Genomic DNA, 23,471 nt, shown 5'->3' with positions numbered 1-23,471 from the left:
CTGAAAGTACTATAACATATCTTTGTGGATTTTTTAGCAAGCATTGCTTGTAAACCCCGAAAGGGTAAGGAGAACAACAATGGATCATAACATTCGCATCGCTATTATTGGCGGCGGACCTGCCGGACTTTCAGCAGGTATGTACCTCGAACAGAAGGGATATGAAAACTATTCCATTCTGGAAAGAAGCGATCATGTCGGCGGCAAGTGCAGCTCCCCTCACTATGGTGAAAGACGCTACGAAATGGGCGCCATCATGGGCGTTCCTACCTACTATGCCGTGCATGATGTCGAGGAATTCTGCGGCATCACCCATGACGGACCAAACCTCATCCGCGAATACCGCAACAAACAGGGCAGAACAATAGAGCCTTTCAATCCGAAAAAGAACCCTCTGAAGCTTCCCCACCTGCTGGCCATGAAGAAGGCCGTCAAGACATTGGGAGAACTTCTTGAGACAAAGTACAAGGGCTATGATGTCAACGGACACCGCGGTGTTTCCCAGGGCAGATATGACGGCTTTGAAGTCACCAGTGAACGCAAGCCTGTTTCCGGCACCAACGAAAATCTCAAGGATCTCTGCCTGCCGTTCTCACAGTTCTGTGCCCTCAACCACATTGAACCGGTCATGGATATCTGGATCGGCCCGTTCACATCTTTCGGCTACGGCTACTTCGATGAAATACCCGCTGCCTATGTGCTGAAATACCTTGATTTCCGCACGACCATGGATTTCGTCAAACTGAATCTGTGGACATGGAAAGACGGTACACAGTCCATCTGGGAACATCTTAATGATAAGCTGAAACACAGTGCCAGACTGAATTCTTCCATCACCAGGGTGGAAAGAAGAGACGGCAAAGTTTATCTTACTGTCAATGGTCAGGAAGAGGAGTATGACAAGCTGATTGTCACTTCCCCGCTGGATCAGTTTGTTCAGTATGCGGATGCCAGAGATGATGAAACAGAACATTTCAATAAGATCATCCATGAAGAATATGATGTGATGGCGATCAAAACAAAGCCCCAGCATCAGCCGGTCATGTCCTATTACATCTTTGAAAACATGGTGAAAGAGCGCCTCGGCCACCTGATGGTTCTGTACAGAAGATGGCGCGATGATGATACCCAGCCGCTGACAACCTATGCCCTGCGCAATCATCAGGATATGCGTGAGGTCCCCTATGATGTATGCAAGAAGACCGTGCTTGCCGACTTGGAAACCATGGCCACCCCTGCCACAGAAGTCATCAGGGAAGAAGACTGGTATTACTTCCCGCATGTTTCAAGCCAGGATTACAGCAATGGCTGGTATGAGGAAGTTGAAGCCATGCAGGATAAGTACAATACATTCTATGCCGGAGAGGTCATGTCCTTTGGCGACATGGACGAAACAGCGGAATATTCAAAAGAACTGGTCGACAGATTCTTCTGATCATTAACGGGAAGGGCACTGCCCTTCCTTTTCTTTATGGGCAAGATGACGGTCAACACACAGAACAATGAGTGCCACCACAATGCCGCCCAGCACATCCAGCACACTGTGCTGTTTGACAAACACCGTTGCCGCGCAGATCATCAGCGCAATGATATGAGAGATCCACTTGATGCAGGGATGTCTTTGCGCAGCCTGAGAAGACTGCCAGTAACCATCAATCATCAGCGAGATAAAGACATGGATGCTGGGAAATACATTGTTGGGTGTATCCGCTGCCCAGATGCTTCTCATCATGGCAACAGACAGCGAATTTCCAGAGACAGCAGAAGGCCGGATATCGGTGCCATTTGGCACCAGGCAATAGAACAGTAAGGTAAGCATCATTGCAATGACGCAGGACAAAGAAAGACGCCAGAAGGAGGAACGTTTCTCCTTCTTCAAAAACCAGAACAAAGTCAAAGCAATATAGGGAAACCACAGCACATAGAACCAGATCATCTGCGGTACAAACGGAATCAGATCATCCAGCCGGCAGTGCATGATGAGCTTTGGTACGGTGACATATTTCTCGACTCTGGTGAAGCAGAAGTAATAGAAGCCCCAGAGAACCAGATTGACCAGGATCGGATGTTTTACCAGCTTTTCGCGCATGACAGGATTGTAGCACAGCGGCAAAAGAAAAAATCTCTGCAAATGCAGAGATCTGTCTTTTAAGCGTCCGCAGAATCCATGAACGGCTGCAGATGACGGGATCTGGTCGCATGCTTGAGCTTGGTCAGGCCCTTTTTCTCAATCTGACGGATGCGCTCTCTTGTCACATCCATCTCACGGCCAACCTCTTCCAGCGTCATCGGCTCATTGCCATCCAGGCCAAACCGCTTGATCAGCACCGTCTTTTCACGGTCTGTCAATGTATCCAGCAACATGAAAATCTGATCATGCAGGGCATTGGCCTCCGCATACTGAGACGGTGTCATCGTATGCTCATCCCGGATCAGATCACCAAGAGAAGTGTCATTCTCCTCACCAATCGGTGTTTCCAGAGATACCGTATCACTTGCCATCTTCTCAATCTCAGCAATCTTCTCTGCGGTCATATCATCCATCTTGGCGGCAATCTCTTCCAGAGAAGGCTCACGGCCCAGCTCCTGGGACAGCTGTCTTCTGGTCTTATGGATCTTATGCAGCGTCTCATTGACATGCACCGGAATACGAATATTGCGGGAATGGTCCGCAATGGCACGGGTAATGGCCTGGCGGATCCACCATGTCGCATACGTAGAAAGCTTGAAACCCTTCGTATAATCAAACTTGGAGACAGCCTTCATCAGGCCGATATTGCCCTCCTGGATCAGATCCATGAACGACATATTAAAACCACTGTAACGCTTGGCAACCGAAACCACCAGACGCAGATTCGATGTCACCAGCATATCACGGGCAGCCTCATCCCCATTAGCCGCCTTAATCGCAAGATCCTGCTCCTGCTCCGGCGTCAACAGAGGAATCGTACCAATCCGCTTCAGATAATTGTGCACCGCATCCGTACTGTTCAGTGTGATATCCGCACTTGAACTCTCCAGATCCAACTGCTGCCCATCATCCTCACTGACATCTTCACCATCGTTCAGATCCTCATCTTCCTGAGCATCATCCTCATCAAAATTCAGGTCCTCGTCTTCAACTTCGGCTTCTTCGTTTTCGTTCTTTTCTTCATCCATCACAGCATCGTCCTCATTTCAAAAAGGGAGGCAGCGCTTCCCTTGGTTAATCCTATTGCGATCCATTTTTATCGCATCCTGTAGTAGTATAATGATTTTCCAAACGTTGTAAATGCATAAAACCCTGAATTTTACACATATTTGGCTGTAACCGCATTCATCGCGCCAAAAGCAAATTTCAAATTCATAGTAGCTTTTTATAAATCCCCTTGGTATAATGAATGACGCGATCGGGATTTAGCGCAGTTTGGTAGCGCGCTTCGTTCGGGACGAAGAGGTCATGGGTTCGAATCCCGTAATCCCGACCTGAAGGAAAGTTCAAACAGAACTTTCCTTTTTCTTTTGCAAGTACACTGCAAACGGAATAGAATCGAGGCTGCTATGTACACTGCTGTCAAATACATCGACTGCCTGATCCTGCTGGGTCTCTACCTTTTTTTCTTTCTGCCCCGTCTGAAAGGACAGCCGAAAAAGAATATTCTACTCAAATCCATCTATTACCTATACCTCTGCATCGTCTTCTACGGCACCCTTGCCCCTATCGTTCCAACCTTCGATGCCCCCAGCATCAACCTCATCCCCTTCCGTGACTATTTCTTTGCCTATGGAGACTATCACCGCCAGATCATCCTCAATATTCTCCTGTTTATGCCCATGGGCTTCTTCATGGCATGGCACCGCAGAAAATCCATTCTTTCCACAACATTGATCTGTGCCGCAATCTCCTTTGCCATTGAAGTCCTGCAGCCATGGATCACCATTAACAGAGTATGCGACATCACCGATCTGATCACCAATACCTTTGGCGCCCTGCTTGGCTGTCTGCTCTATCGTGCTTTCCACCGCTTTCTCGATGCACATAACGTGCTATCATGAGGGCGAAAGGATGTGAATCAAATGCTATCGCAATATTGCTTTGACGGCAGTAAGAAATTCAGGATCAATGAGGCTTCTACCAGTGAAACCCACATGTGCAAAGACAAGGAGGAAGCCGCACAGAAGCTGGATCAAAACAACAAGAAAATCGATGAACTCCAGCAGAAGCTGTATGCCGAAAAGAAAGAAGGCGTCATCTTCCTGTTTCAGGCCATGGACGCCGCCGGCAAGGATGGCACGATCCGTGCAGTCCTGCAGTGTCTGTCACCCCATGGTGTCTTTGAGGCAGCCTTCAAGCAGCCTTCTTCCAATGAACTCGCCCATGACTTCCTGTGGCGTGTAGAGCAGCAGGTGCCTGCCAAAGGTGAAATTGCCATCTTCAACCGTTCTCAGTATGAGGATGTCCTGATTGGCAAAGTCAAGAAACTGTATGAAACCCAGGGCCATGCCGACAGAATCAAGAATGATGACGTCATCAAAGACCGGTATGAAGACATCTGCCACTTTGAGAAATACCTGTACCGCAACAGTGTACGCACCGTTAAATTCTTCCTGCATGTTTCCAAAGAAGAACAGGCAAAACGCTTCCTGGCACGGCTGGATGAACCGGAGAAGAACTGGAAGTTCTCCGCAGGTGACTACAGTGAACGTCAGTACTGGGACGCCTACCAGAAAGCCTTCGAGGATGCCATCAATGCCACAGCCACAAAGGAATGCCCATGGTATGTCATCCCGGCAGACCACAAATGGTATATGAGATACCTCGTCTCTGAGATCATTCTGAAAACACTCAAAGATATGGATCCGCAGTATCCAAAGGTCACAAAAGAACGGGAAGCAGAATTTGCCCGTTACCGCAAAGAGCTCGAACAGGAAATCTGAATCACGTCAAAAAAGCCTCGGTGTGAAGTGATCACATCGAGACTTTTCCTTTTTCAGCAGCTTTGATAAAACGGGCAGCCATCACTGTAAACAGTTCTGCACTCATGAGCAGATCTTCCGCATGCACAACGGCAAAATCCACATCCTGATCCTCACTTGCCAGCATCGCCGCATGGATACGGTGTGCCTGTACAAACTGCCGCATACCATCATCCAGCAGATGCTGTGCCTTTTGATACTGGCCAGACAGGCTGGCATCGATCGAAGCCAGACATAACTGCCTGGCTTTATGCAGAAGCGCAGTCAGCTCTGAAATCGAGTCAGTCGAGATCTTCGCCATCGCTGGCAATCACTTTCTGATACCAGCCAAACGAATCTTTCTTACTTCTGGCCAGAGTGCCCTGTCCCTTGTCATCACGATCGACATAGACAAAGCCGTAGCGCTTTCTCATTTCGCCAGTTCCTGCCGAAACAAGATCAATGCATCCCCACATGGTATAACCCATCAGCGGAATGCCATCCAGGCATACCGCATCACGCATGGATGCGATATTCTTGCGCAGATAATCAATCCGGTAGCTGTCATGCACGGAACCATCCGCCTCTTTGACATCATTCCAGCCAATGCCGTTCTCCACAACCCACAAAGGCTTGTGATAGCGGTCATACAGCGTATTCAGGGCAATCCGCAGGCAGTCAGGATCCGTTTCCCATCCCCAGGCATTGCTTTCCAGATACGGATTTTTCACCGCACCAGGCATCATATTGCCAGAGCCTGCCGCTTCCTTGTGGGTAGATACTGTTGAAGAGCCGTAGCAGGAGAAACTCAGGAAGTCTGCGCTGTAATCCTTCAGAAGCTGCAGATCACCAGGTTCCATCTGTACTTTGACGCCTTCACGCTCATACTGCTTCAAACGCCATGCAGGATATGCACCGCCGGTCTGTACATCCGCATAGAACAGCGTATTATGCTGCATTTCCATCACTTTCAGCTGATCCGCAGGATCACACGTGTAAGCATAGGTTGGCTGATAAGCCAGCATCTGTCCGACCTTGATCTCCGGATCAATTTCATGGGCAGCCTTTACCGTCAGGGCGCTTGCCACAAACTGGTTATGTGCACCCTGCGCACGGGACTGCGCATCCCCAGTCATGATGCCGCCTGCCATGAAGGGCATCATATCCATGCAGTTGATCTCATTGAAAGTCAGATAGTACTTCACCTTGCCCTTATAACGCTTCATGACTGTCGTTGCATAGCGGACATAGAAATCCACCAGGCGGCGGTCTGTCCAGCCATTGTACGCAATGGCAAGATGCAGCGGCGTCTCATAGTGGCTCAGCGTAACAAGCGGCTCAATACCGTACTTTTTGCACTCATCAAACACATCATCATAGAAGCGCAGACCAGCTTCATTGGGCTGTTCATCATCCCCATTGGGATAGATGCGTGCCCAGTTCATGGACATACGGAAACACTTGAAGCCCATCTCCCCCATCAGGGCAATATCTTCCTTGTAATGATGATAGAAGTCCGTAGCTGTATGACTCGGATAATATTCCCCATCAACAACTGCCGGCTCTGCCCCCTGCGGGAACTCCATACTGCCGCCAAAAGCCATCGGAATACTGCCGGTTTTGCCATCTGCCATGCGCCAGGTAATGCGCCGCGGCGTCGTATGGGAGCCATTGGTAATCACATCTGATGTATTGGGGCCTTTGCCATCCTCATTCCAGGCACCCTCATACTGATTGGCAGCAGTAGCACCGCCCCAAAGAAAATCCTTCGGAAACTTCATCACGCAGCCGCCTTCTCTTCCGCAGCAGCCTTCTGCTCCTGCTCATACAGCTGTTTGTCATACACCTTCATAAACGGGATCCAGATCAGCGCATCCGGGATCAACATAATGTAATCCCAGACAAAGTTATGCCAGCTCAGTGATCCCAGGAAACCGCCAAAGCCCATCGGCAGCAGCGACATGATGGCAATGTGGCTTGGAACAAGGAAGCCTGTACGCCAGCCAAGGAAGTATGTAATCAGCATATTGACCGGAATGGTCAGTACATACGGAATGCCAAGCACCGGGTTATACATAACCGGGAAGCCGAAGGTAACCGGCTCATTGATGCCAAACCAGCCCGGCACAAGAGCGATCTTTGAAACAGCCTGAATCTGCTTTGACTTTGCCCGGCGCGTGCCCCAGATGACAGCCGGCCATGTATTGCCGGTACCGCCGCAGACAGCCATGCACCCAAACAGGAAGGAAGCATTGAAGCCATTGGCAAACGTCAGCTTTGTGCCGGCCGCAAACAGCGCTTCATTGGCAGCGATTGCCTGAATCATCGGTGCCATCAGTACTGAGACAAGAATCATTGTGCCATGGATGCCAAACAGCCACATCAGACCGGCAAGAATGCCGAGAACAATCATGCCAGGCACAGAAATCAGCGCATTCAGCGGATAAGACAGAATAAACATGAATCCTGCGCACAGACCAAGCGATCCACCCGATACAGCGCGGATGATGATATCAACAAGGTAACACGGAACAACGGCAAACAGCAGCGGGAGAATGGCAGAGAAGCCATTGACCAGAGCCGGCGGACATACATCCGGCATCTTGATGCGGACATTGTGATCCACGCAGAACTTTTCCACCCGGATCGTAACCCAGCAGATCAGGAAGCCAATAAACATGCCCTGCGCGCCAAGATAGGTCATATCCATCACGGATACGCCGGCTTCTGTTACAGAAACAGAAGAAGCGACGATCAGGAAAACAACCGCACTGTCAATACCGGACATGACCGGTGACTTGAGACCGCAGTTTTTGGCATAGTTGTAGCCAAGCAGGAAGACAAGCCAGATGGAAATCGTATTCATGGTAAATTCATAAGGCTTGTAGATAGTCAGATAGATCGTGGAGTCTGCTGTCCACAGATGGAAAAGATTGCAGCATACAGCATCAATGATTGTGAAGATTGCGCCAACCATAATCGGAGCCATCATTGACATCATTGCTGACTGCAGTGCAGAAACAAACGGATTGGTTGCCAGCTTCTGGCCGCCATTCTGCAGTCCCTGCATGAATTTGGAATTAAAGAAACCGTCCATAGTTACCCCTTTCATTGATCCGTCATCTGACGGACCAGATCTGCAATATGAGAACAATTTCCTGTCGCATAATCAAAGGCATCCAGCACCGCACAAGGAACACCAGACTGACGCCTGACATCCTGCAGCTTATAGCCAACCTGCGGCGCAATCAGCACAGCATCCACACGCTGCCGGCTGTCATACACAAACACTGTTTCCGCCTGAATCGTCCAGTTTAATCCATGGCTCTCACTGTACTGATTCATCTTTTTCACCAGCAGTCCGGATGACATTCCAGCCGCGCACAGAATCATGATCTTCACAGGCACATTGCTCCCATCACAGTATGAATTGTATTCGCTTCCATTTCTGCATCAACCTCCCTGCGTATGCCTGAAAATATTTATTTATACACTTTGCCTGTGTATTCCATCCGTTTTTTACGTGATTTCCGTCTCATTTGCGGAATGTGTATAAAACTTGTAACGTTTTACCACATTTGTGTATATTCATCTGTGATTCCGTATCGCTGTAAATGCTTTTGTGCAATTGTACAGGTCTGGCAAATCTGTGCCAGGCACATTACAATAGCCCTATGAAACTGATCAGAACATGGGATATCAGCAGTGATGCTTTCTATGATTATCTGGAAAAGAAGATCGCAGAAGAAATCCGGCAGAATACCGGCAGAACGGTGAAAGCGCAGGACTTCAGCGGCTTTCGCTACCGCCGCAAAGGCGCTGACGGCGGCGCAGACACTGTCATTGTTATTGATGATTATCAGCGTGGAAAAATCTATCAGGTGACTGCCCGCAGTCTGCAGGAAACCATGACAAATACATTTTGTACAAGAGAAAAGGATGGCAGGCTGGAAGTCACGATGACATCCGCCATCAGCGCCTATGACCAGAAAAAGGAAGGCATGTCAGCTCTGAAACGCAGCTTCTATTCCTTTGCCTGGCATTCCCGCATGGCCAGGGTCCTTGGCAGTATGTATGAGGATCTGCTGCGGGAAAAGAACCATCTGCCCGAACCAAAGCCGATGCCCGGCACCAGAACAATGAAGCATCTGTCAGAAAAGCTGTCAGGGAAAAATAAATCCTGACAGCTTTTTACAAATGCTTGAGCATGATAACCAGAGTCACCAGATCATCATCCGCAAACACAAGATGGAAGCCCTTCTCCAGACGGCGCATAATCCTTGCCACATTATTCAGATCATCACGGCAGGCACGCCACACCTTATCCTTCTGTTCCTTTTCCACCGAAGGCGCCGGCTTCCCGGCAAGAATGCGCTCAACCGCACAGGCAATATGAATAAAGATTCCGTCTTCCTGCTGATCATTCAGGCCATAGTCATCCCGCAGCGTATCAACCACTCCCGGCAGCAGCTCCTTCAGCCGGGGAATGGACGCATAATGGAACTCTCCCTGCAGGAATTCATATACCTGATCATAGTTTTTCCCACTGGTGCGCACTGGTGCAAAGGTCAGCACCTGATCCAGCACTTCCTTCGGATTGGCAAAAATACGTGATACCGGAATAAACGGTATGCCAAACATATGCGGATTGAATGTGCCGACAAAAGCATGAACCCAGCATGTCCGCCTCAGTATTTCGATCCTTCTGGCAAGTTGTTCCCGGTTGTCAATCGACATGGCAATCGCCGGCATGCCAAGATGTGAATACTGGTCAATATAGCGTTTGAGCTCCATTGCCCCGCCTTCTCCCGTCTGGCACAGGGTTACAATAACCTGCTGCTTCTTCTCCGGATCCGACCGAAGTTCCCTGTTCTCCAGCATGAAGCCATGATACACATCATCCGCATTGTCTGTCCGCGAACACATTCTGGCAAGATCCAGTCCCCACAGCGTCACCGGCATATAGATGCACCGGATGACTGTTTTTACAGCAGCAGAAATGCTCTCCAGCATCGCCCTGAAGGAACCCATATCATAGATCGCAACAATGCCGGCACCACGGTCAATGCGGCGTACAAGCTGTTCCAGCTGCTGCCTTGCCAGGGAGGGGTCTTTGTCCAGATCCATATCAAATCCATAGGCATTATGCAGATGCGTCAGGGCATTGGTCGCATCGGCAAGAGCAGCTGCTGCTCCAGAGCCATGAAAGGCATACAGCAGCACGGGATGATTCTCCTGGTGGGAATGAACAAGCAGATATTCTGCCAGATCCGCAATCTCTTTTGTATTCAGTTCAAGGCCAATGGCATCATACAGCGTCCTGGCAAGAGAAAAGGCACACTGGTATTCCTCCGCATGATTTTCCACCACATCCTGCAGTTTGTCATCAGGCAGCACCGAAGGCTGAAAAGACCTGTGCGCATAGGCATTCAGATGCAGGCAGATGCCATAAAAGACCTGTGGTGCAAAACTGCGGTGCAGCGTCTCCTTTGTCTTTTCCAGCCAGATCGACACCATCTGAATCAGGCGGGGATCCACCACCTTAGCCAGCTCCCCTGTTTCAGACATTTCTGCATTTCCGGAAGGCAGGCGCCTTTCATCCTCCTGCCTGACGATCTGATAAATCTCCTTCCGCATGGCATCAAAACTGAGAAATCCCAGTTTATGATCAAACTGCAGCACATCCCCGGAAACCAGATCTTTCAACGAGCGCATCTGCCGCCCTGCCACCACGCTGTAATCCTTCACCGCAGCAGACAGATCATTCACAACAACATGCATCACAGGTTTTTCCTGCCCAGCACTGCGCCGATAGGCAAGCGCACAGGCAGAGCGTATCTCATGCTGCAGAACCTGCAGCTTTTCCTTCTGCTCATACAGCACAAAATCCAGAAATGCTTCCCGGGAAATATCCAGATCGCATCCAGTATTCTTTGCCTCCTGAGCAAGAATCATCTCCACAATGCGCATCTGTTCCTTCATGCCAAAAGCAGAAAGCGGAGGCAGCACAATCACTGGGGCGCCACTGTCTTCATTTTTTTCATGCGGCACAGAGAAAACCCAGATGCGTTTCTTCTGACGGCAGGCAGCATCAACCAGGCGTGCCATCTCCTGAGGCGCAGGCACCTCTGTGTGCGTCACCAGCACCATGCCCGCATCACTTTTGACTTCCTTCTGCAGGCTGGCCGCATCCGGCTGAACCAAGGCACAATTGAGCAGCTGCCATCCTGTCCCATCCGAAAGCACCCTGTTCTGGCAGGCAAAGGCATACATCAGACGGGCAAAGCCAAAACTGACCGTATCATCCTGACTCACCAGCAACAGTGCGCCGGGACGGCTGGGATACAGCAGATACGCCTGGGCAGCCTCAATCGCACCGGCAAGAACCGTATCCGCACCAATCAGCTTGTCAAAGACAGAAGCAGTGCTGTCCTGACTGTCAGCCGGCAGTCCATAGGCAACCGGACGGTGTCCCGTCTTGGTCAGTCTGCCCTCCTTCACCAGAGCATTCAGGGCACTGGACACATTGGAACGCTGCAGGCCAAGAGCCAGAGCAACCTGTTCCGTCGTTATGCCATCCATCCTGCCAGTCAGCACACTCTGCTGCACATAGACAAATATTTCTTCTTTCTTGCGTTTCACGTCCTATATTGTACCAGAACAGGAGCACATAAAAACCCGGGCCCCCCCGGGTCAATCTATCAGAATAGAACCTCCGATAAATTCACGCAGAATCGAATTATTGGCAATGCAGGCATCATCCGGCATCACCGCAAAGAACTTCAGGAATTCAATCATTCTCTGTGCCTCCGGATACTGATCACTGCTGGGATCAATCTGCTTTAATAACGGATCGGCATATTTTTTCAATGCTGCAATTTCATAGACAAGCGAAGAGTTAAAGAAGGCATCCGCGGTATCGTTGTACGGAAAGATCCACTTCTCCTCGCCCCTGCGCACACTTGCCCAGTCATGCAGTGTCATCGCAGCCGAACGATTCCGGGTACGGGCATCCCGCACAATCCTTCTCAGCATGCGGGCATCCGTCGTCGGCACCCGGTGGTGAGGATCAATTGAGATGGATGTCAGCGGCGAAATATAGATGCGGAACTTTTCATCATCCGCAATTCCCCCTGTCAGAGCCGGATTCAGGCCATGAATGCCCTCCATCACAATCGGCTGGCTGCTTTCAATCGAAGTGATGCGGCGTCCATAGACCTTCTTTCCCGTAATAAAGTCAAAAGTCGGCAGATCCACTTTCTTTCCCGCCAGCAGATCATTCATCTGAGCTGTAAACAGATCCGTATCCACAGCATCCAGCGATTCAAAATCCAGATTGCCATTTTCATCCGGAATCAGCTCGTCCCTGTTTTTAAAATAATCATCGGTGCCAAGATACAAAGGATGCAGACCGCACACCCGCAGCTGAATGCACAGACGGCGGGCAAAGGAAGTCTTGCCGGAGGAAGAAGGACCGGCAATCAGCACCATCCTCTTTTTCTGCTGTGCTATGCGCTGGGCAATTTCACCAATCTTCTTTTCATGCAGGGCTTCTGAAAGCATGACAACTTCCTGATAGTCTGCCTTCATGCAGGCATTGAGATCCCCGGCATAATCAATCGACAGCAGATGTTCCCAATGCGTCTCCTCAGCAAAGGCATCATACAGCAGCTTCTGCTCCACAAACGGTGCAATGTGGTCCGGATCAGACTGCAATGGAAACTGCAGCAGAATGCCATTGCGGTACCTCTTCAGCGAAAATGGCTCGCAATAGCGGCTTGAGGGAAGCAGATGCACATAGAACAGATCTTCACAGCCAGCAAACCGGCACAGGCTTGCACTCTCCAGAGAGTCACTTGTCTGCATCAGCCGCAGCCTTCTGCCAGTGGAATGCGGCAACTGCTTCAGATGATCCATCATCTCCTGCTTTGTCAGCTTCTCTTCCTGAAACGGCAGATCCTGCCGCACAAGATCATGCATGACCTGCTCAATTCTGGCAGTATCATCACTGTTCAGCGTTGCTCTGACCGTTGTATACAAACCTTTGCTCAAAGAATTCAGCACCGTAATATGGGCTTCTCTGCCAAGCACTCTGTGCACTGCCTCCATATACAGGAAGATCAGAGAGGACTGGAAGGACATGTTGGCATAGTTATCCCGCAGATCCAGCAGGTCCAGATGGCAGCTCTTTGTCAGCACAGTATCCAGACGCATATTCACATTATTGATACGGCAGGAAAGGATGGCATGGGGATAGTTTCCCATGGCAATGACTTCCGGCACACTGGTGCCTTCCTTTACCTGCAGGTAATGCTCCTGACCATCCGGATCCTTCAAAAACAAATCAATCATTTTATCTATTTACTCTTTTTCTTTCCAAACCGGGTATCAAATACAACTGCCTGTCTTGTTCCCTTATGACGATGCGGCTGATCCGGTGCCCCCTTGGTCAGCTTCATGCACTCATCCTGGCAGGACAGCGGCTCCGCAGCCGAATGCACCTTGCGGTAGCGGCCTGTGGTACCCATGACACGTGCCTTGACATTATCCTTCAGGCACAGATCCACATAAGCCAGAATCCGCTTGCGGATCTCTGCATCCTTGATCGGGCAGGCAATCTCCACACGTCTCTCCGTGTTTCTGGTCATAAAGTCAGCCGAAGAGATATACATACGCTGGTTTCTGCCTGTGCCAAAGATATATATGCGGGAATGTTCCAGATAGCGTCCTACAATCGAACGGATATGAATGTTTTCTGTCTTTCCTTTGATACCCGGCAGAAGACAGGAAATACCGCGGATGACCATATCAATCCTGACACCAGCCTGAGAGGCCTCAATCAAAGCGCCAATGAGATCCTCATCCGTCAATCCATTGATCTTGACAAAGATATATCCTTTTGGCCCCTTCTTTGTTTCACGTTCAATCAATTCCAGCAGCGTCGGCTTCAAAGACACCGGTGCCACCAGCAGAGACTTATAGGTGCCATCCAGCTTGCCAATCATCATGTTCTGGAAGAAATTGACTGCATCCGCAATGATTGCTTTGTCCGCAGTTAAGAAGGCAAGATCGGTATACTGCCTGGCTGTATTCTCGTTGAAATTGCCAGTTGCCACCAGTGCGACATGCTGAGGCTTGCCACCGGCATCCTTACGGGTGATCAGGCAGATCTTGGAATGCACCTTGTAGTGTTCAAAACCATAGAAGACATTGCAGCCGGAATCCTCCAGCTTCTGGGAATAGTCGATATTATTCTGCTCATCAAAGCGTGCTTTCAGCTCAATCAGCACATCGACTTCCTTGCCATTCTCTGCAGCCTGGCACAGGTACTCCACCAGACGGGCATGGGAGGCAAGACGGTAGATCGTGATCTTGATCGCGACAACATTATCATCATCTGCACTCTGCTTCACCAGATTCAAAAATGGTGCCATGGATTCATATGGATAAGACAGCAGGACATCCTTCTTCAGAATCTGATCAAACAGCGGCTGATGATAGTCGAAGGCAGGAGAAAGCTTTGGCTCATATGGCGGATACAGATACTTCTTCTGCTGTTCTTCATTCAGGCAGCGGCCCAGCGAGAACGCATACTTCAAAGAGAAAGGAACCGTGCAGACAAACTGCATCTGGGTGGTCACATCCAGATGACGGAACAGATATTTGCCAAGGGCACGGGAAGGATGGTCAGACAGCACAATACGGGTGACATGCATCTTACGGCGCTCCTTGAGCACCTTGAGCATCTTCTTCCGATAGTCATGAATATCATCAAACGCTTCATCTTCCGGATCAATATAAGCAGAACGCGCAATCTTGAATTTCAGTGTCTCCTGAATCTGTGCATCCGGGAACAAAGAGCCCGCATAATAGCGCACCAGATCTTCGGTATGCACAAAGCGCAGCTGCTGTTCATTAGGCAGAATGACGATATCACCCAGACTCGGCGGAATCGCCACAAAGCCAAACACACCATGCTTTTTCAAACGGATCACAGCGGCAATATAGATATGATCATTCAGCAGGTTCGGGAATGGATGGTGGGTATCCACAATCTGGGCTGTCAATACCGGTTCAACCATGGTCTTGTAATACTTCTTGAGGTACTTCTGCTCGTCCTTGGTCACCCCATCCATGTCCAGATCACAGATGCCTTCTTTTGCCATCTCCTGGCGCAGCTGGGCATAGACCTTGTCACGTTTGCGGCACCCACGTCTTGCGGCCGGATAAATCGCATCCAACTGTCCCTTCGCCGTCAGGCCAGACTTATTATCCACGGCATCAAACTTGACCTTCTCCATATCATAGAGAGAGCCGACTCTGACCCGGAAGAACTCGGTCAGGTTGGAAGTGTAGATCGAGACAAACTTCAGTCTCTCCAGCAGCGGCACGCTTTCGTCTTTTGCCTCATTCAGCACGCGGTCATCAAAGCGCAGCCAGGAAATTTCACGGTTCTGTGTGCAGCCCATTTCATATAAGTCTTTGATCATATTGTCACCACCCCACTTTAGCTATCTTATCAGTCGATTGTAAATGCCTTGTAAAATACAGCAAATGATCTGCAGCACTATCGATCTGAAAGCCATTTGCTTTCAGAACAGCAATGCTTTCCACATTATCCCTCTCCACTCTTGCCCACAGATCCATCGGATGCCTCTGGCAGAACAGGCACACGGCCATACTGGCAAAGCCATGATGACGCCATGGTTTCTGGATCCGGTAGCTGATCTCACCATGATCCGCAGAAACCATGCCAATGCATGCAGAGCCAAGACAGACCAGCTCATGCACCGCACCATCCTGCAGGCATGCAGTCACAAACAGACGGCACGCTTCATCGGGCATCGCAAAGTCAAACAAATTCCGCACAACGTTTTCATCCTGTTTCTGTATCCTGCGCAAAGTGACGGATTCTGTCTGTTTCATTGTCAACACTTCCCCATTTTACACCCAAACACCGCCGCCAATGCGTCACACATGCAAATCCTGCTATAATGTCAGACGTATCCGGAGGATGTCAATGAAAAAGATTCTTACCATGCAGGATCTCTCCTGTGTCGGCAAATGTTCCCTGACCGCAGCACTGCCAGTGATCAGTGCCATGGGCATTGAATGCGCAGTCCTGCCAACAGCAGTCTTATCTACGCATACCGCCTTTTCCCATTTTACCTTTCTTGATCTGACCGGCGACTTGGAAAAGATCATCCATGTATGGAAACAGGAACATTTTGCCTTTGACGCCATCTATACAGGCTATCTTGGCTCCCTTGACCAGATTGCCATTGCGGCCGGACTGTTTGCACAGTTCGGAAAAGACCGCCTGCGGCTGGTAGATCCCTGCATGGGAGATGAAGGAAAACTGTATCCAGGCTTTGGCACAGGCTTTGTTCAGGCAATGAAATCCCTGTGTGCAAAAGCAGATGTCATCGTACCAAATCTCTGTGAAGCGTGCTTCCTGCTGGACATGCCATACAATCCCTCCCCTGATGAGGCACAGTTGAAATATATGTGCAGTGCATTATGTGCCAATGGTGCCCAGACAGCCGTCATCACCGGCGTATCCAGAGAGGCAGGAAAGCTTGGTGCCTTTGCATACAGCAGGAAAGAAGACAGGTTCTTCTGGGCCATGGCAAAGGAACAGCCCGTTCATTTTCACGGCACAGGAGATCTGTTTGCCTCGGTGCTGGCAGCCGGACTTACAAAGGGCATGGCAATGGAAGATGCACTCCAACTGGCCTGTGAATTCATCTCCCGAAGCATTGAAGCAACCCTGCAGGAGAAAGATCACAATGACTACGGCGTCAACTTTGAGCAGGTACTGCCTTGGCTTTGCCGGCAGTGTGCAGAGATAAAGGAACAGAACAATGGATAAAAAACACGAAAAGATGCTGGCCAAGGCACAGCAGTATGCGGCCAATGCCGTGATTACGTATGAAGGCATTGCCCAGATGTTTGACAAAGATCCTTCCTTCTCAGAACCATTGCTTAAAGCAGCACGCAGCCGCCAGAAAACCATCACTGCTCTGACCGTGATCACAAAGAAGGAAGTGACCGGCACAGATGCCGATCTGAAGTTTCTCAAGCGCTGGTCCATACTCGGAAAGCGCAGGCTGTTTCTCGATATGGCAGGAAGTGAAAAAGAACAGGGAGATGTTCTGCGCGAGCTTGCCAAAGAATATCCAGCTTTGAAAACACATGCACAGGATTACTATCTGCAGGCATCTGCACTGACCAGAATGGCAGACCGCCTGAAACACAAGAAAAAGAAGAAATGACAGGAATATCGGAAGGCAGCATCGCTTTCCGGTATTTCTTTATGCATCCAGACCTGGATCCAGCAGCCAATCAACTGCATTGACCACTTGAATACCATTGTAATTTCCCAGAGAAAAGCGATCCAGCGTCAGTATTGTCTTGGGATAATTATCCTTTATTTGTTCAAACGGCTTCATTTCACGCTCAAATGTTTTCTGATCCGTAAGACTCGCCGTGACCTGATAATAACGGTAAAGATCATTCTTTTTTGCCACAAAATCAACTTCCAGCATACCAATCCTGCCTGAATTGACTTCAAATCCTCTGCGGAGCAGTTCAAGATAAACCACATTTTCCAAGGAAAAACCAAGGTCATAGTTCTGTCGGGGAAGAATATAGTTGCGCAAGCCAAGATCCGCAATGTAATACTTGCAGACTGTATCCAAAAGCTGCTTTCCGGAAACATTAATTGGTTGAACCCGATAGAAAATATACGGTTCACATAAGGCTTCCACATATTCTGCCACTGTTGTCGGCGATACTTTACGGCCAGTTGAAGTGATATAACCAGCAATCTTGTTCAAAGACACAGGACTTCCAACTGTACTTGCCAGGAAACGGGAAATATTTTTCAGCAGCGTAACATCATTGATTCTGCGTTTATTTGGATCATCATTCCGTCTTTTTTCACGATCTTCAATATCTTTAATCAGAATTGTATTGTATATACCCTCCAGATAGGTATCAATCCGATTCGCATCCTGTCCCAGCTGGACTGCATACGGCATGCCGCCAAATTTCATATACTGTGCAAAAACCCGATCGGGGTTCTCACCATTCACCTCATCCATATATTCCCTGAAAGCCAATGGCAGCATATTGATTTCAATATATCTTCCCGACAAGAATGTCGCGAGATCTCCTGAAAGCAGAAATGCATTTGATCCGGTAATGTACACATCGACAGAATCTTTAATATACAAGCTATCAACCACTTTTTCAAAATCCTGTACTTTCTGAATCTCATCCAGAAATACATACATTCTTTTCCCCGTCAGTAGCCTCGCCGTTATGTATGCATAGAGTTTCTGATAATCCAACAGTTCTTCGAAAGCAAGATCTTCAAAGTTGATTGCAATGATCTGCTTTTCAGATATACCCGTTTGAATCAGAAAATCCTGAAACTGCTGCAGAAGTGTAGACTTGCCACATCTTCTGATTCCAGTAATAACCTTGATGATCTTCTGATCTTTCCACTGTTCAAGCTGATGCAGATACTCTTTTCTGATGATCATAACATGTCCCTCATTCTATTGTTAGAATATATCATTTTGCAGTCATTAGCAATTATTTATCCCGAGATCGGAATATTCTTTGAATATATTAATATTATATCCCGATTTCGGGATACTATTTACTGCTGCTGATTGTCTCCCTGATCTTGAATATGACCATGATTTTCATGCCAGCAGCCGTCTCTGGCTATGCCTATTACTTCAGCTGGCTTTTCCTGACATCCTCTTTGTTTGTCATCTTTCTGCTTCTGATCATCCGCTGTCTGCACAAAGACCCGATGACCCTGCATCTTCCGGACGGAAAAGGAACATCTGGGGAATCGTATTCTTTCTGGCTCTGGATCTGCTTGCCTTCTATTTCATGCGGCCGCTTGCCATGGATATCCCATCTCTTTTTCATCCATCCACTGTCGAAATCACAAAGCCTGACTTTGATGTTTCCTCAGGCAACGAAGACAATTATGACTGCCTTTCCGGAAAAGATGAAAATGGCAGTTCTTATACATTCCACCTGCCTTCACAGCAGTATCATGCCTGCCAGAACGCCTGTAAATCAAAAGAAAATGCTGTGATAGAAGTTACGTATCTTCCTCACAGCAAATATCTTCTTCAAGCAGAAGTGAAATCAATATCACTTTTTCTGAATGTGATCATAGTCCAGCCAGGCACCCTGCATCGGTGACGCTGCCAGCATGCCAAACAGACGCAGCACCCCTTTTTGATACTTATGCGGATGCGGAGCGAGATTGTCCTTTCTCTCCTGCAATACAGCATGGATTTTGTCTGCGCTCATCTTTTCTCCATGAATGCCGACAATCTCCAGCTTTCTTTCCGGAATATTAATCTGGATCAGATCGCCTTCTTCTACCAACGCCAGCGGCCCGCCAGCCTGTGCTTCTGGTGATACATGGCCAATAACCGGACCAGTGGAAGCACCGGAGAAGCGCCCATCTGTAATCAAGGCAATACTGCGGCCAAGTTCTGGATCTGAAGAAATGGCCTCGGTTGTATAGAACATCTCCGGCATGCCGGATCCCTGCGGTCCTTCATACCGGATGATCACGGCATCACCCGGCTGAATGCGATGATGCAGCACGGCATCCAGTGCATCTTCTTCACAGTCAAACGGTCGTGCCTTTAATACCGCATGAAACATCTCTTTCGGACATGCTGTATGCTTGATCACCGCACCTAATGGAGCCAGATTGCCATGCAGTACCGCAATCGAACCATCACTGTCAATCGGATCACTGCCATCACGGATGATATCCTGCCTTCTTAAATGCAAATGATATCGCTGGTTGGCTTTCTCCAGTTCTGCCTGGCAGCGTGCATAATAGCCATTCTGTTTCAGCTCTTCCAGATTCTCACCAAGTGTTTTCCCGGTGACTGTCATCACATCCAGATGCAGTTCCTCTTTGATCTGTTCCATGACCATCGGCACACCGCCGGCATAATAGAAGAATTCCGCCGGATACTTTCCCGTTGGGCGGATATTAACCAGATACTTTGCCTTGCGGTGCAGGCGGTCAAAGTCATCACCAGTGATCGTGATGCCAAGCTCATGGGCAATCGCCGGCAGATGCAATAAGGCATTGGTGCTGCCGGAGATGGCCGCATGCACAAGAATCGCATTCTCAAATGATTTCATGGTCACAATGTCTGATGGACGCAAACCTTCCTTTGCTAATGCAACCGCGCGCTTGCCAGCAGAAACAGCAGCCTGTTTGAGCATTTTACTGCCATATGGCAGCAGTGCCGTTCCGGGCATTGCCAGTCCCAGAGCCTCTGCCATGATCTGCATCGTGCAGGCTGTGCCAAAGAAAGAACAGGCACCGCAGCTCGGACAGGCATTCTGTTTTGCCCAGGCTAGTCTGTCAGCACCAATCTCACCACGCTCATACTTTGCACTGTAATAGCCAAGCTCATTCAGGGTCAGAAGATCCGGTCCAGCTTTCATTACACCGCCGCATACCACAAGAGAAGGAATATTCACACGGCACATGCCCATCAGACCGCCAGGAAGACCCTTGTCACAGGAAGAAATATACACACCGGCATCAAACGGCGTTGCATTCTCCTGAATCTCAATCATGTTGGCAATCATCTCTCTTGAGACAAGGGAATAGTTGATGCCATCATTGCCCTGGCTTTCCCCATCACACATGTCCGTGACAAAGTATCTTGCCCCAAAACCGCCGGCATCATTCACACCCGTGCGCACATCTTCCACAATTCGATCCAGTCCGGCAGAACCCGGATGAGAATCCCCGAACGTACTTTCAATATAGATCTGTGGTTTGCCAAGATCTTCCTTTTTCCATCCACTGCCAAGCCGCAGCGGATCCATCTCCGGAGACACTTCTCTCATCTTCTGACTTTTCAGCATCTTTCCTTACCTCTTTTCCGCAAAAAATTACCGGATCAATTCCTGGTTATGCATCATATGTGCTCTCATTGCCTTTTCAGCCGCATCCGGATTTTTTGTCTCAACTGCCTGACACACGGCCTCATGTGACTGCAGCGTCATTTCGATCTGACCATGGTTCTGATAGTCAATGAACACACCTACACCATCATGGATCATTGGCGTGATGCGCACAAGCACTTCATTGTGCGCTGCTTCGACAATCGCACTGTGAAAGGCAATATCTGCCTGCAGATGCAAGCTGCCATTGTGGATATCATCTGCACAGGCATTACAGCACTGGCGTATTTTCGCAATCTCCGCTTCATCGGCCCGCTCTGCCGCAAGGGCTATGGACAATGCCTCCGGGAATCATGGCCTTCGTTGCCTCCGGCGGCGATGTCGGTGCCGTTATTACCCAGCTGCTCTGCATCGTGATTTTCTTTGCGATCTATACACCATTCGTGCTGATTTCCAATCACACAAAGCCCGAATCACAGGAAGCGTAACACATACTGCAGGTCGACAAGACCTGCTTTTTTAGTATCATATAAATCGTTTCAGAAAGAAGGCTTGCTATGGTAAAGGATATGACAAAAGGGCCGCTGCTCAAGGAGATCATCTTCTTTACAATTCCACTTGTATTGGGCACCCTGTTACAGCTGACCTATAACGCTGCCGATGCCATGATCGTCGGCCGGTTTGTCGGCAAGGAAGCCCTGGCTGCCATCGGTACAACCAACCCGGTTATCACGCTTGTATTGCTGTTCGTCAACGGTATCTGTCTGGGAGCAGGAATCCTGGTCAGTATGCTCTATGGAGCCAAAGATATTCCCGCTCTTAAAAAGCAGGTATCCACCGGCATGATTGCCGGCGGCATCTTCTCCCTTGCCACCGCAGCGATACTCTTTCTGCTGGCAAAGCCGGTATTGACCATCCTGCAGGTTGAGACTGATATTCTGCCCTTGGCAGTACAGTATATGCGCATCATCCTGTTTGGCCTGTTCTTTTCCTTTATTTATAACTACCTTGCCTCAATCTTGCGGGCAATGGGTGACAGTGCTTCCCCGCTGATCTTTCTTGCTGTCTCAGCAGGTCTCAACATTGCCGGCGACCTGTTCTTTGTCATCATCCTGCACGCCGGTATTGCCGGTGCTGCCATCAGCACAACCCTGTGTGAGATGCTCAGTGCCATCATGTGCCTGCTGTATATCAAAAAACACATTTCCGTGCTGCGCTTAGGAAAAGAATGGTTCGTCTTTGACCGCCGCATGTTTGTCAAAACCGTATCGTTTGGCTTTGTGTCGGCCATGCAGCAGTCATCCGTGCAGATCGGCAAACTGTGCACCCAGTCCTTTGTTAATACCATGGGTGTCAATGCCACTGCGGCCTTTAATGCCGTCAACCGCTTTGATGACTTTGCGACCATCCCCCAGCAGAACATTGCCCACGCCATGACTTCGGTAATGGCACAAAATGAAGGCGCCCATCTGGATGACAGAGTCAGGAAATCCTATTTCCTTGGCATGCGGATCGAAATCATCTACGGTATTGCCATCGGCCTTGTCACATGGCTGTTCTCCCGTTTCCTGATGACACTGTTTACAAGTGATGAAGCCGTCATCCAGGAAGGTGTCCATTACCTGTCCATCATGGCATGGTTCTATATTTTGCCCGGTATCACCAACGGCATCCAGGGCTATTTCAGAGGCATCGGCGATCTGCGCATCACGCTGTATTCGAGTCTTGTCAACATCGGTGTCCGCGTACTGTGCGAAATCCCGATGGTCTTCTGTTTCCACATGGGCTTTGCGGCCATCCCGTGGACCTATTTCATCGGCTGGATCGCAATGCTCGCCTTTGAAGCACCACTCCAGCACCGTTATTTCCGAACCAGAACTTAAAAAGGACTGTAACAGTTGAATACCTGTTGCAGCCCATTTTCTATTCACTGATATCCCGGTACTTTCCGGCCGCCAGATCCGCAATTGAAATCTTTGCAAAATAGTCATGCAGCACAGCTGTAACACCACGCCAAAGACCGATCGTTGTACAGGACTCCCGGCTGTCACACTGGGAATAATCTCCATTGGAGACACACTCCACCGGTTCCAGTCCATCCGTCACTTCCAGCACATCGGCGACATTGATCTCATTGGCCGGTTTTGCCAGCTGATAGCCGCCGTTTTTTCCTCTGGTTGTAATCAGCCAGCCCTTTTTGACAAGCGGTGCCGCCAGCAGTTCCAGATACTTCAATGACAGTTCCTGCCGCTTGGCAGTGTCATTCAAAGATACCGGCCCTTCATCCTGGTGGCTGGCAATATCAGCCAAAAGCCGCAGTGAATATCTTCCTCTTGTTGAAACTTTCATATTCACACCTTCGTCCCTATCCTAGCACATTAAAAAAGACATCGGGCTATTGATGCCCAATGTCTGAAAATGTCTTACTTGCCGGGACTTTGACAGTTTGTTTTGAATAGAATTTCTCGAAAACCGCATGACTGCGGCTTTTTCTTTGTCTATTTTTGTCAAATTTCTTGCATTTTTATGTTGTATGTGTTGTATGTTTTATGGTACAA

General features: G+C 49.1%; 23 protein-coding genes and 1 tRNA gene. 9 read left to right on the top strand and 15 right to left on the bottom strand.

The window, feature by feature from the left end; all coding sequences use genetic code 11:
* Positions 1–79: 79 nt before the first annotated feature.
* Complete coding sequence (locus MOZ60_RS02730) at positions 80–1,435, top strand: FAD-dependent oxidoreductase (protein ID WP_370595559.1); 1,356 nt, start codon at positions 80–82, stop codon at positions 1,433–1,435.
* A 3-nt stretch (positions 1,436–1,438) separates the two neighbouring features.
* Here MOZ60_RS02730 and MOZ60_RS02725 read toward each other — a convergent pair whose 3' ends face one another.
* Both MOZ60_RS02725 and MOZ60_RS02720 read right to left on the bottom strand, forming a co-directional pair.
* Positions 1,439–2,089: a phosphatase PAP2 family protein gene (locus tag MOZ60_RS02725; protein WP_370595558.1), complete on the bottom strand. Its 651-nt coding sequence runs from the start codon at positions 2,087–2,089 to the stop codon at positions 1,439–1,441.
* A 59-nt stretch (positions 2,090–2,148) separates the two neighbouring features.
* Entirely contained in the window at positions 2,149–3,159 is a 1,011-nt protein-coding gene (locus tag MOZ60_RS02720; RefSeq protein WP_108775180.1) for a sigma-70 family RNA polymerase sigma factor, read from the bottom strand.
* A gap of 231 nt (positions 3,160–3,390) precedes the next feature.
* Here MOZ60_RS02720 and MOZ60_RS02715 point away from each other — a divergent pair.
* The 3 genes from MOZ60_RS02715 to MOZ60_RS02705 all read left to right on the top strand — a co-directional run bounded on the left by MOZ60_RS02715 (position 3,391) and on the right by MOZ60_RS02705 (position 4,917).
* Positions 3,391–3,464 (top strand) — tRNA-Pro (locus MOZ60_RS02715).
* Positions 3,465–3,540: 76 nt separating this feature from the next.
* Positions 3,541–4,035, top strand: a complete 495-nt coding sequence (locus MOZ60_RS02710) for a VanZ family protein (protein WP_277644958.1) — start codon at positions 3,541–3,543, stop codon at positions 4,033–4,035.
* Positions 4,036–4,056: 21 nt separating this feature from the next.
* Entirely contained in the window at positions 4,057–4,917 is an 861-nt protein-coding gene (locus tag MOZ60_RS02705; RefSeq protein WP_370595557.1) for a polyphosphate kinase 2 family protein, read from the top strand.
* A 31-nt stretch (positions 4,918–4,948) separates the two neighbouring features.
* On the opposite strand, the gene MOZ60_RS02700 is transcribed toward MOZ60_RS02705, so the two are convergent.
* From MOZ60_RS02700 to MOZ60_RS02685, 4 genes are read right to left on the bottom strand one after another with little or no spacing between them, the layout of a single operon-like run.
* Complete coding sequence (locus tag MOZ60_RS02700; protein ID WP_370595556.1) at positions 4,949–5,257, bottom strand: PTS lactose/cellobiose transporter subunit IIA; 309 nt, start codon at positions 5,255–5,257, stop codon at positions 4,949–4,951.
* Complete coding sequence (locus MOZ60_RS02695; protein WP_370595555.1) at positions 5,238–6,716, bottom strand: glycoside hydrolase family 1 protein; 1,479 nt, start codon at positions 6,714–6,716, stop codon at positions 5,238–5,240. The genes MOZ60_RS02700 and MOZ60_RS02695 overlap by 20 nt, the downstream gene beginning before the upstream one ends.
* Positions 6,716–8,047 (bottom strand): PTS sugar transporter subunit IIC, encoded by a 1,332-nt coding sequence (locus tag MOZ60_RS02690; RefSeq protein WP_370595554.1) that lies wholly within the window; start codon positions 8,045–8,047, stop codon positions 6,716–6,718. Before MOZ60_RS02690 ends, MOZ60_RS02695 begins: the two co-directional genes overlap by 1 nt.
* The gene (locus MOZ60_RS02685; protein WP_277634352.1) at positions 8,044–8,328 is read right to left on the bottom strand and encodes a PTS sugar transporter subunit IIB; all 285 of its coding nucleotides are present in this window, start codon (positions 8,326–8,328) and stop codon (positions 8,044–8,046) included. Before MOZ60_RS02685 ends, MOZ60_RS02690 begins: the two co-directional genes overlap by 4 nt.
* 281 nt (positions 8,329–8,609) lie before the next feature.
* On the opposite strand from MOZ60_RS02685, the gene MOZ60_RS02680 reads away from it, so the two are divergent.
* On the top strand, positions 8,610–9,119 hold the full coding sequence (locus tag MOZ60_RS02680) for a DUF3284 domain-containing protein (RefSeq protein WP_370595553.1): 510 nt from the start codon (positions 8,610–8,612) through the stop codon (positions 9,117–9,119).
* Between the two features lie 7 nt (positions 9,120–9,126).
* Here the strand turns inward: MOZ60_RS02680 and MOZ60_RS02675 are convergent, their stop codons facing one another.
* From MOZ60_RS02675 to MOZ60_RS02660, 4 genes are read right to left on the bottom strand one after another with little or no spacing between them, the layout of a single operon-like run.
* The gene (locus MOZ60_RS02675; protein WP_370595552.1) at positions 9,127–11,577 is read right to left on the bottom strand and encodes a PRD domain-containing protein; all 2,451 of its coding nucleotides are present in this window, start codon (positions 11,575–11,577) and stop codon (positions 9,127–9,129) included.
* A gap of 51 nt (positions 11,578–11,628) precedes the next feature.
* On the bottom strand, positions 11,629–13,287 hold the full coding sequence (locus MOZ60_RS02670) for a nucleoside kinase (protein ID WP_370595551.1): 1,659 nt from the start codon (positions 13,285–13,287) through the stop codon (positions 11,629–11,631).
* A 5-nt stretch (positions 13,288–13,292) separates the two neighbouring features.
* A complete protein-coding gene (gene ppk1 / locus MOZ60_RS02665; protein WP_370595550.1) occupies positions 13,293–15,425 on the bottom strand; it encodes a polyphosphate kinase 1 in 2,133 nt (710 codons plus the stop codon).
* A 4-nt stretch (positions 15,426–15,429) separates the two neighbouring features.
* Positions 15,430–15,861, bottom strand: coding sequence for a GNAT family N-acetyltransferase (locus tag MOZ60_RS02660; RefSeq protein ID WP_370595549.1), 432 nt, complete (start codon positions 15,859–15,861; stop codon positions 15,430–15,432).
* Positions 15,862–15,955: 94 nt separating this feature from the next.
* Between MOZ60_RS02660 and MOZ60_RS02655 the strand changes: the two genes are divergently transcribed.
* Together MOZ60_RS02655 and MOZ60_RS02650 are read left to right on the top strand one after the other, a co-directional pair.
* Positions 15,956–16,807 (top strand): pyridoxamine kinase, encoded by an 852-nt coding sequence (locus MOZ60_RS02655; protein ID WP_370595548.1) that lies wholly within the window; start codon positions 15,956–15,958, stop codon positions 16,805–16,807.
* Positions 16,800–17,210 carry a hypothetical protein gene (locus MOZ60_RS02650; protein WP_370595547.1) on the top strand — a complete coding sequence of 137 codons (411 nt, stop codon included), beginning with the start codon at positions 16,800–16,802 and terminating at the stop codon, positions 17,208–17,210. The genes MOZ60_RS02655 and MOZ60_RS02650 overlap by 8 nt, the downstream gene beginning before the upstream one ends.
* Positions 17,211–17,249: 39 nt before the next feature.
* Here MOZ60_RS02650 and MOZ60_RS02645 read toward each other — a convergent pair whose 3' ends face one another.
* The 4 genes from MOZ60_RS02645 to MOZ60_RS02630 form a co-directional block, all read right to left on the bottom strand.
* Positions 17,250–18,485: an ATP-binding protein gene (locus tag MOZ60_RS02645; protein ID WP_370595546.1), complete on the bottom strand. Its 1,236-nt coding sequence runs from the start codon at positions 18,483–18,485 to the stop codon at positions 17,250–17,252.
* 196 nt (positions 18,486–18,681) lie between these two features.
* Entirely contained in the window at positions 18,682–18,885 is a 204-nt protein-coding gene (locus MOZ60_RS02640; protein ID WP_370595545.1) for a hypothetical protein, read from the bottom strand.
* A 231-nt stretch (positions 18,886–19,116) separates the two neighbouring features.
* Complete coding sequence (gene ilvD / locus MOZ60_RS02635; RefSeq protein ID WP_370595544.1) at positions 19,117–20,874, bottom strand: dihydroxy-acid dehydratase; 1,758 nt, start codon at positions 20,872–20,874, stop codon at positions 19,117–19,119.
* Between the two features lie 27 nt (positions 20,875–20,901).
* Positions 20,902–21,252 carry a FadR/GntR family transcriptional regulator gene (locus MOZ60_RS02630; RefSeq protein ID WP_370595543.1) on the bottom strand — a complete coding sequence of 117 codons (351 nt, stop codon included), beginning with the start codon at positions 21,250–21,252 and terminating at the stop codon, positions 20,902–20,904.
* Here MOZ60_RS02630 and MOZ60_RS02625 point away from each other — a divergent pair.
* Positions 21,252–21,401, top strand: coding sequence for a hypothetical protein (locus MOZ60_RS02625; RefSeq protein WP_370595542.1), 150 nt, complete (start codon positions 21,252–21,254; stop codon positions 21,399–21,401). The two genes, MOZ60_RS02630 and MOZ60_RS02625, sit on opposite strands and share 1 nt — an antisense overlap.
* 69 nt (positions 21,402–21,470) lie before the next feature.
* Positions 21,471–22,796, top strand: a complete 1,326-nt coding sequence (locus tag MOZ60_RS02620; RefSeq protein ID WP_370595541.1) for an MATE family efflux transporter — start codon at positions 21,471–21,473, stop codon at positions 22,794–22,796.
* Between the two features lie 40 nt (positions 22,797–22,836).
* Here MOZ60_RS02620 and MOZ60_RS02615 read toward each other — a convergent pair whose 3' ends face one another.
* Positions 22,837–23,262, bottom strand: coding sequence for an RrF2 family transcriptional regulator (locus MOZ60_RS02615; RefSeq protein ID WP_108775203.1), 426 nt, complete (start codon positions 23,260–23,262; stop codon positions 22,837–22,839).
* Positions 23,263–23,471: the final 209 nt, after the last annotated feature.

The organism is Grylomicrobium aquisgranense (genome assembly GCF_033971865.1).
GTDB lineage: Bacteria > Bacillota_I > Bacilli_A > Erysipelotrichales > Erysipelotrichaceae > Bulleidia > Bulleidia massiliensis.
This window is presented reverse-complemented; position numbering and strand designations above follow the sequence as displayed.

Coding starts and splice junctions, on each gene's coding strand:
- MOZ60_RS02730 (WP_370595559.1), top strand. CDS start 80: ATGGATCATAACATTCGCATCGCTATTATTGGCGGCGGACCTGCCGGA.
- MOZ60_RS02725 (WP_370595558.1), bottom strand. CDS start 2,089: ATGCGCGAAAAGCTGGTAAAACATCCGATCCTGGTCAATCTGGTTCTC.
- MOZ60_RS02720 (WP_108775180.1), bottom strand. CDS start 3,159: ATGGATGAAGAAAAGAACGAAAACGAAGAAGCCGAAGTTGAAGACGAG.
- MOZ60_RS02710 (WP_277644958.1), top strand. CDS start 3,541: ATGTACACTGCTGTCAAATACATCGACTGCCTGATCCTGCTGGGTCTC.
- MOZ60_RS02705 (WP_370595557.1), top strand. CDS start 4,057: ATGCTATCGCAATATTGCTTTGACGGCAGTAAGAAATTCAGGATCAAT.
- MOZ60_RS02700 (WP_370595556.1), bottom strand. CDS start 5,257: ATGGCGAAGATCTCGACTGACTCGATTTCAGAGCTGACTGCGCTTCTG.
- MOZ60_RS02695 (WP_370595555.1), bottom strand. CDS start 6,716: ATGAAGTTTCCGAAGGATTTTCTTTGGGGCGGTGCTACTGCTGCCAAT.
- MOZ60_RS02690 (WP_370595554.1), bottom strand. CDS start 8,047: ATGAAAGGGGTAACTATGGACGGTTTCTTTAATTCCAAATTCATGCAG.
- MOZ60_RS02685 (WP_277634352.1), bottom strand. CDS start 8,328: ATGATTCTGTGCGCGGCTGGAATGTCATCCGGACTGCTGGTGAAAAAG.
- MOZ60_RS02680 (WP_370595553.1), top strand. CDS start 8,610: ATGAAACTGATCAGAACATGGGATATCAGCAGTGATGCTTTCTATGAT.
- MOZ60_RS02670 (WP_370595551.1), bottom strand. CDS start 13,287: ATGATTGATTTGTTTTTGAAGGATCCGGATGGTCAGGAGCATTACCTG.
- ppk1 (WP_370595550.1), bottom strand. CDS start 15,425: ATGATCAAAGACTTATATGAAATGGGCTGCACACAGAACCGTGAAATT.
- MOZ60_RS02660 (WP_370595549.1), bottom strand. CDS start 15,861: ATGAAACAGACAGAATCCGTCACTTTGCGCAGGATACAGAAACAGGAT.
- MOZ60_RS02655 (WP_370595548.1), top strand. CDS start 15,956: ATGAAAAAGATTCTTACCATGCAGGATCTCTCCTGTGTCGGCAAATGT.
- MOZ60_RS02650 (WP_370595547.1), top strand. CDS start 16,800: ATGGATAAAAAACACGAAAAGATGCTGGCCAAGGCACAGCAGTATGCG.
- MOZ60_RS02645 (WP_370595546.1), bottom strand. CDS start 18,485: ATGATCATCAGAAAAGAGTATCTGCATCAGCTTGAACAGTGGAAAGAT.
- MOZ60_RS02640 (WP_370595545.1), bottom strand. CDS start 18,885: ATGAAAAAGAGATGGGATATCCATGGCAAGCGGCCGCATGAAATAGAA.
- ilvD (WP_370595544.1), bottom strand. CDS start 20,874: ATGCTGAAAAGTCAGAAGATGAGAGAAGTGTCTCCGGAGATGGATCCG.
- MOZ60_RS02625 (WP_370595542.1), top strand. CDS start 21,252: ATGCCTCCGGGAATCATGGCCTTCGTTGCCTCCGGCGGCGATGTCGGT.
- MOZ60_RS02620 (WP_370595541.1), top strand. CDS start 21,471: ATGGTAAAGGATATGACAAAAGGGCCGCTGCTCAAGGAGATCATCTTC.
- MOZ60_RS02615 (WP_108775203.1), bottom strand. CDS start 23,262: ATGAAAGTTTCAACAAGAGGAAGATATTCACTGCGGCTTTTGGCTGAT.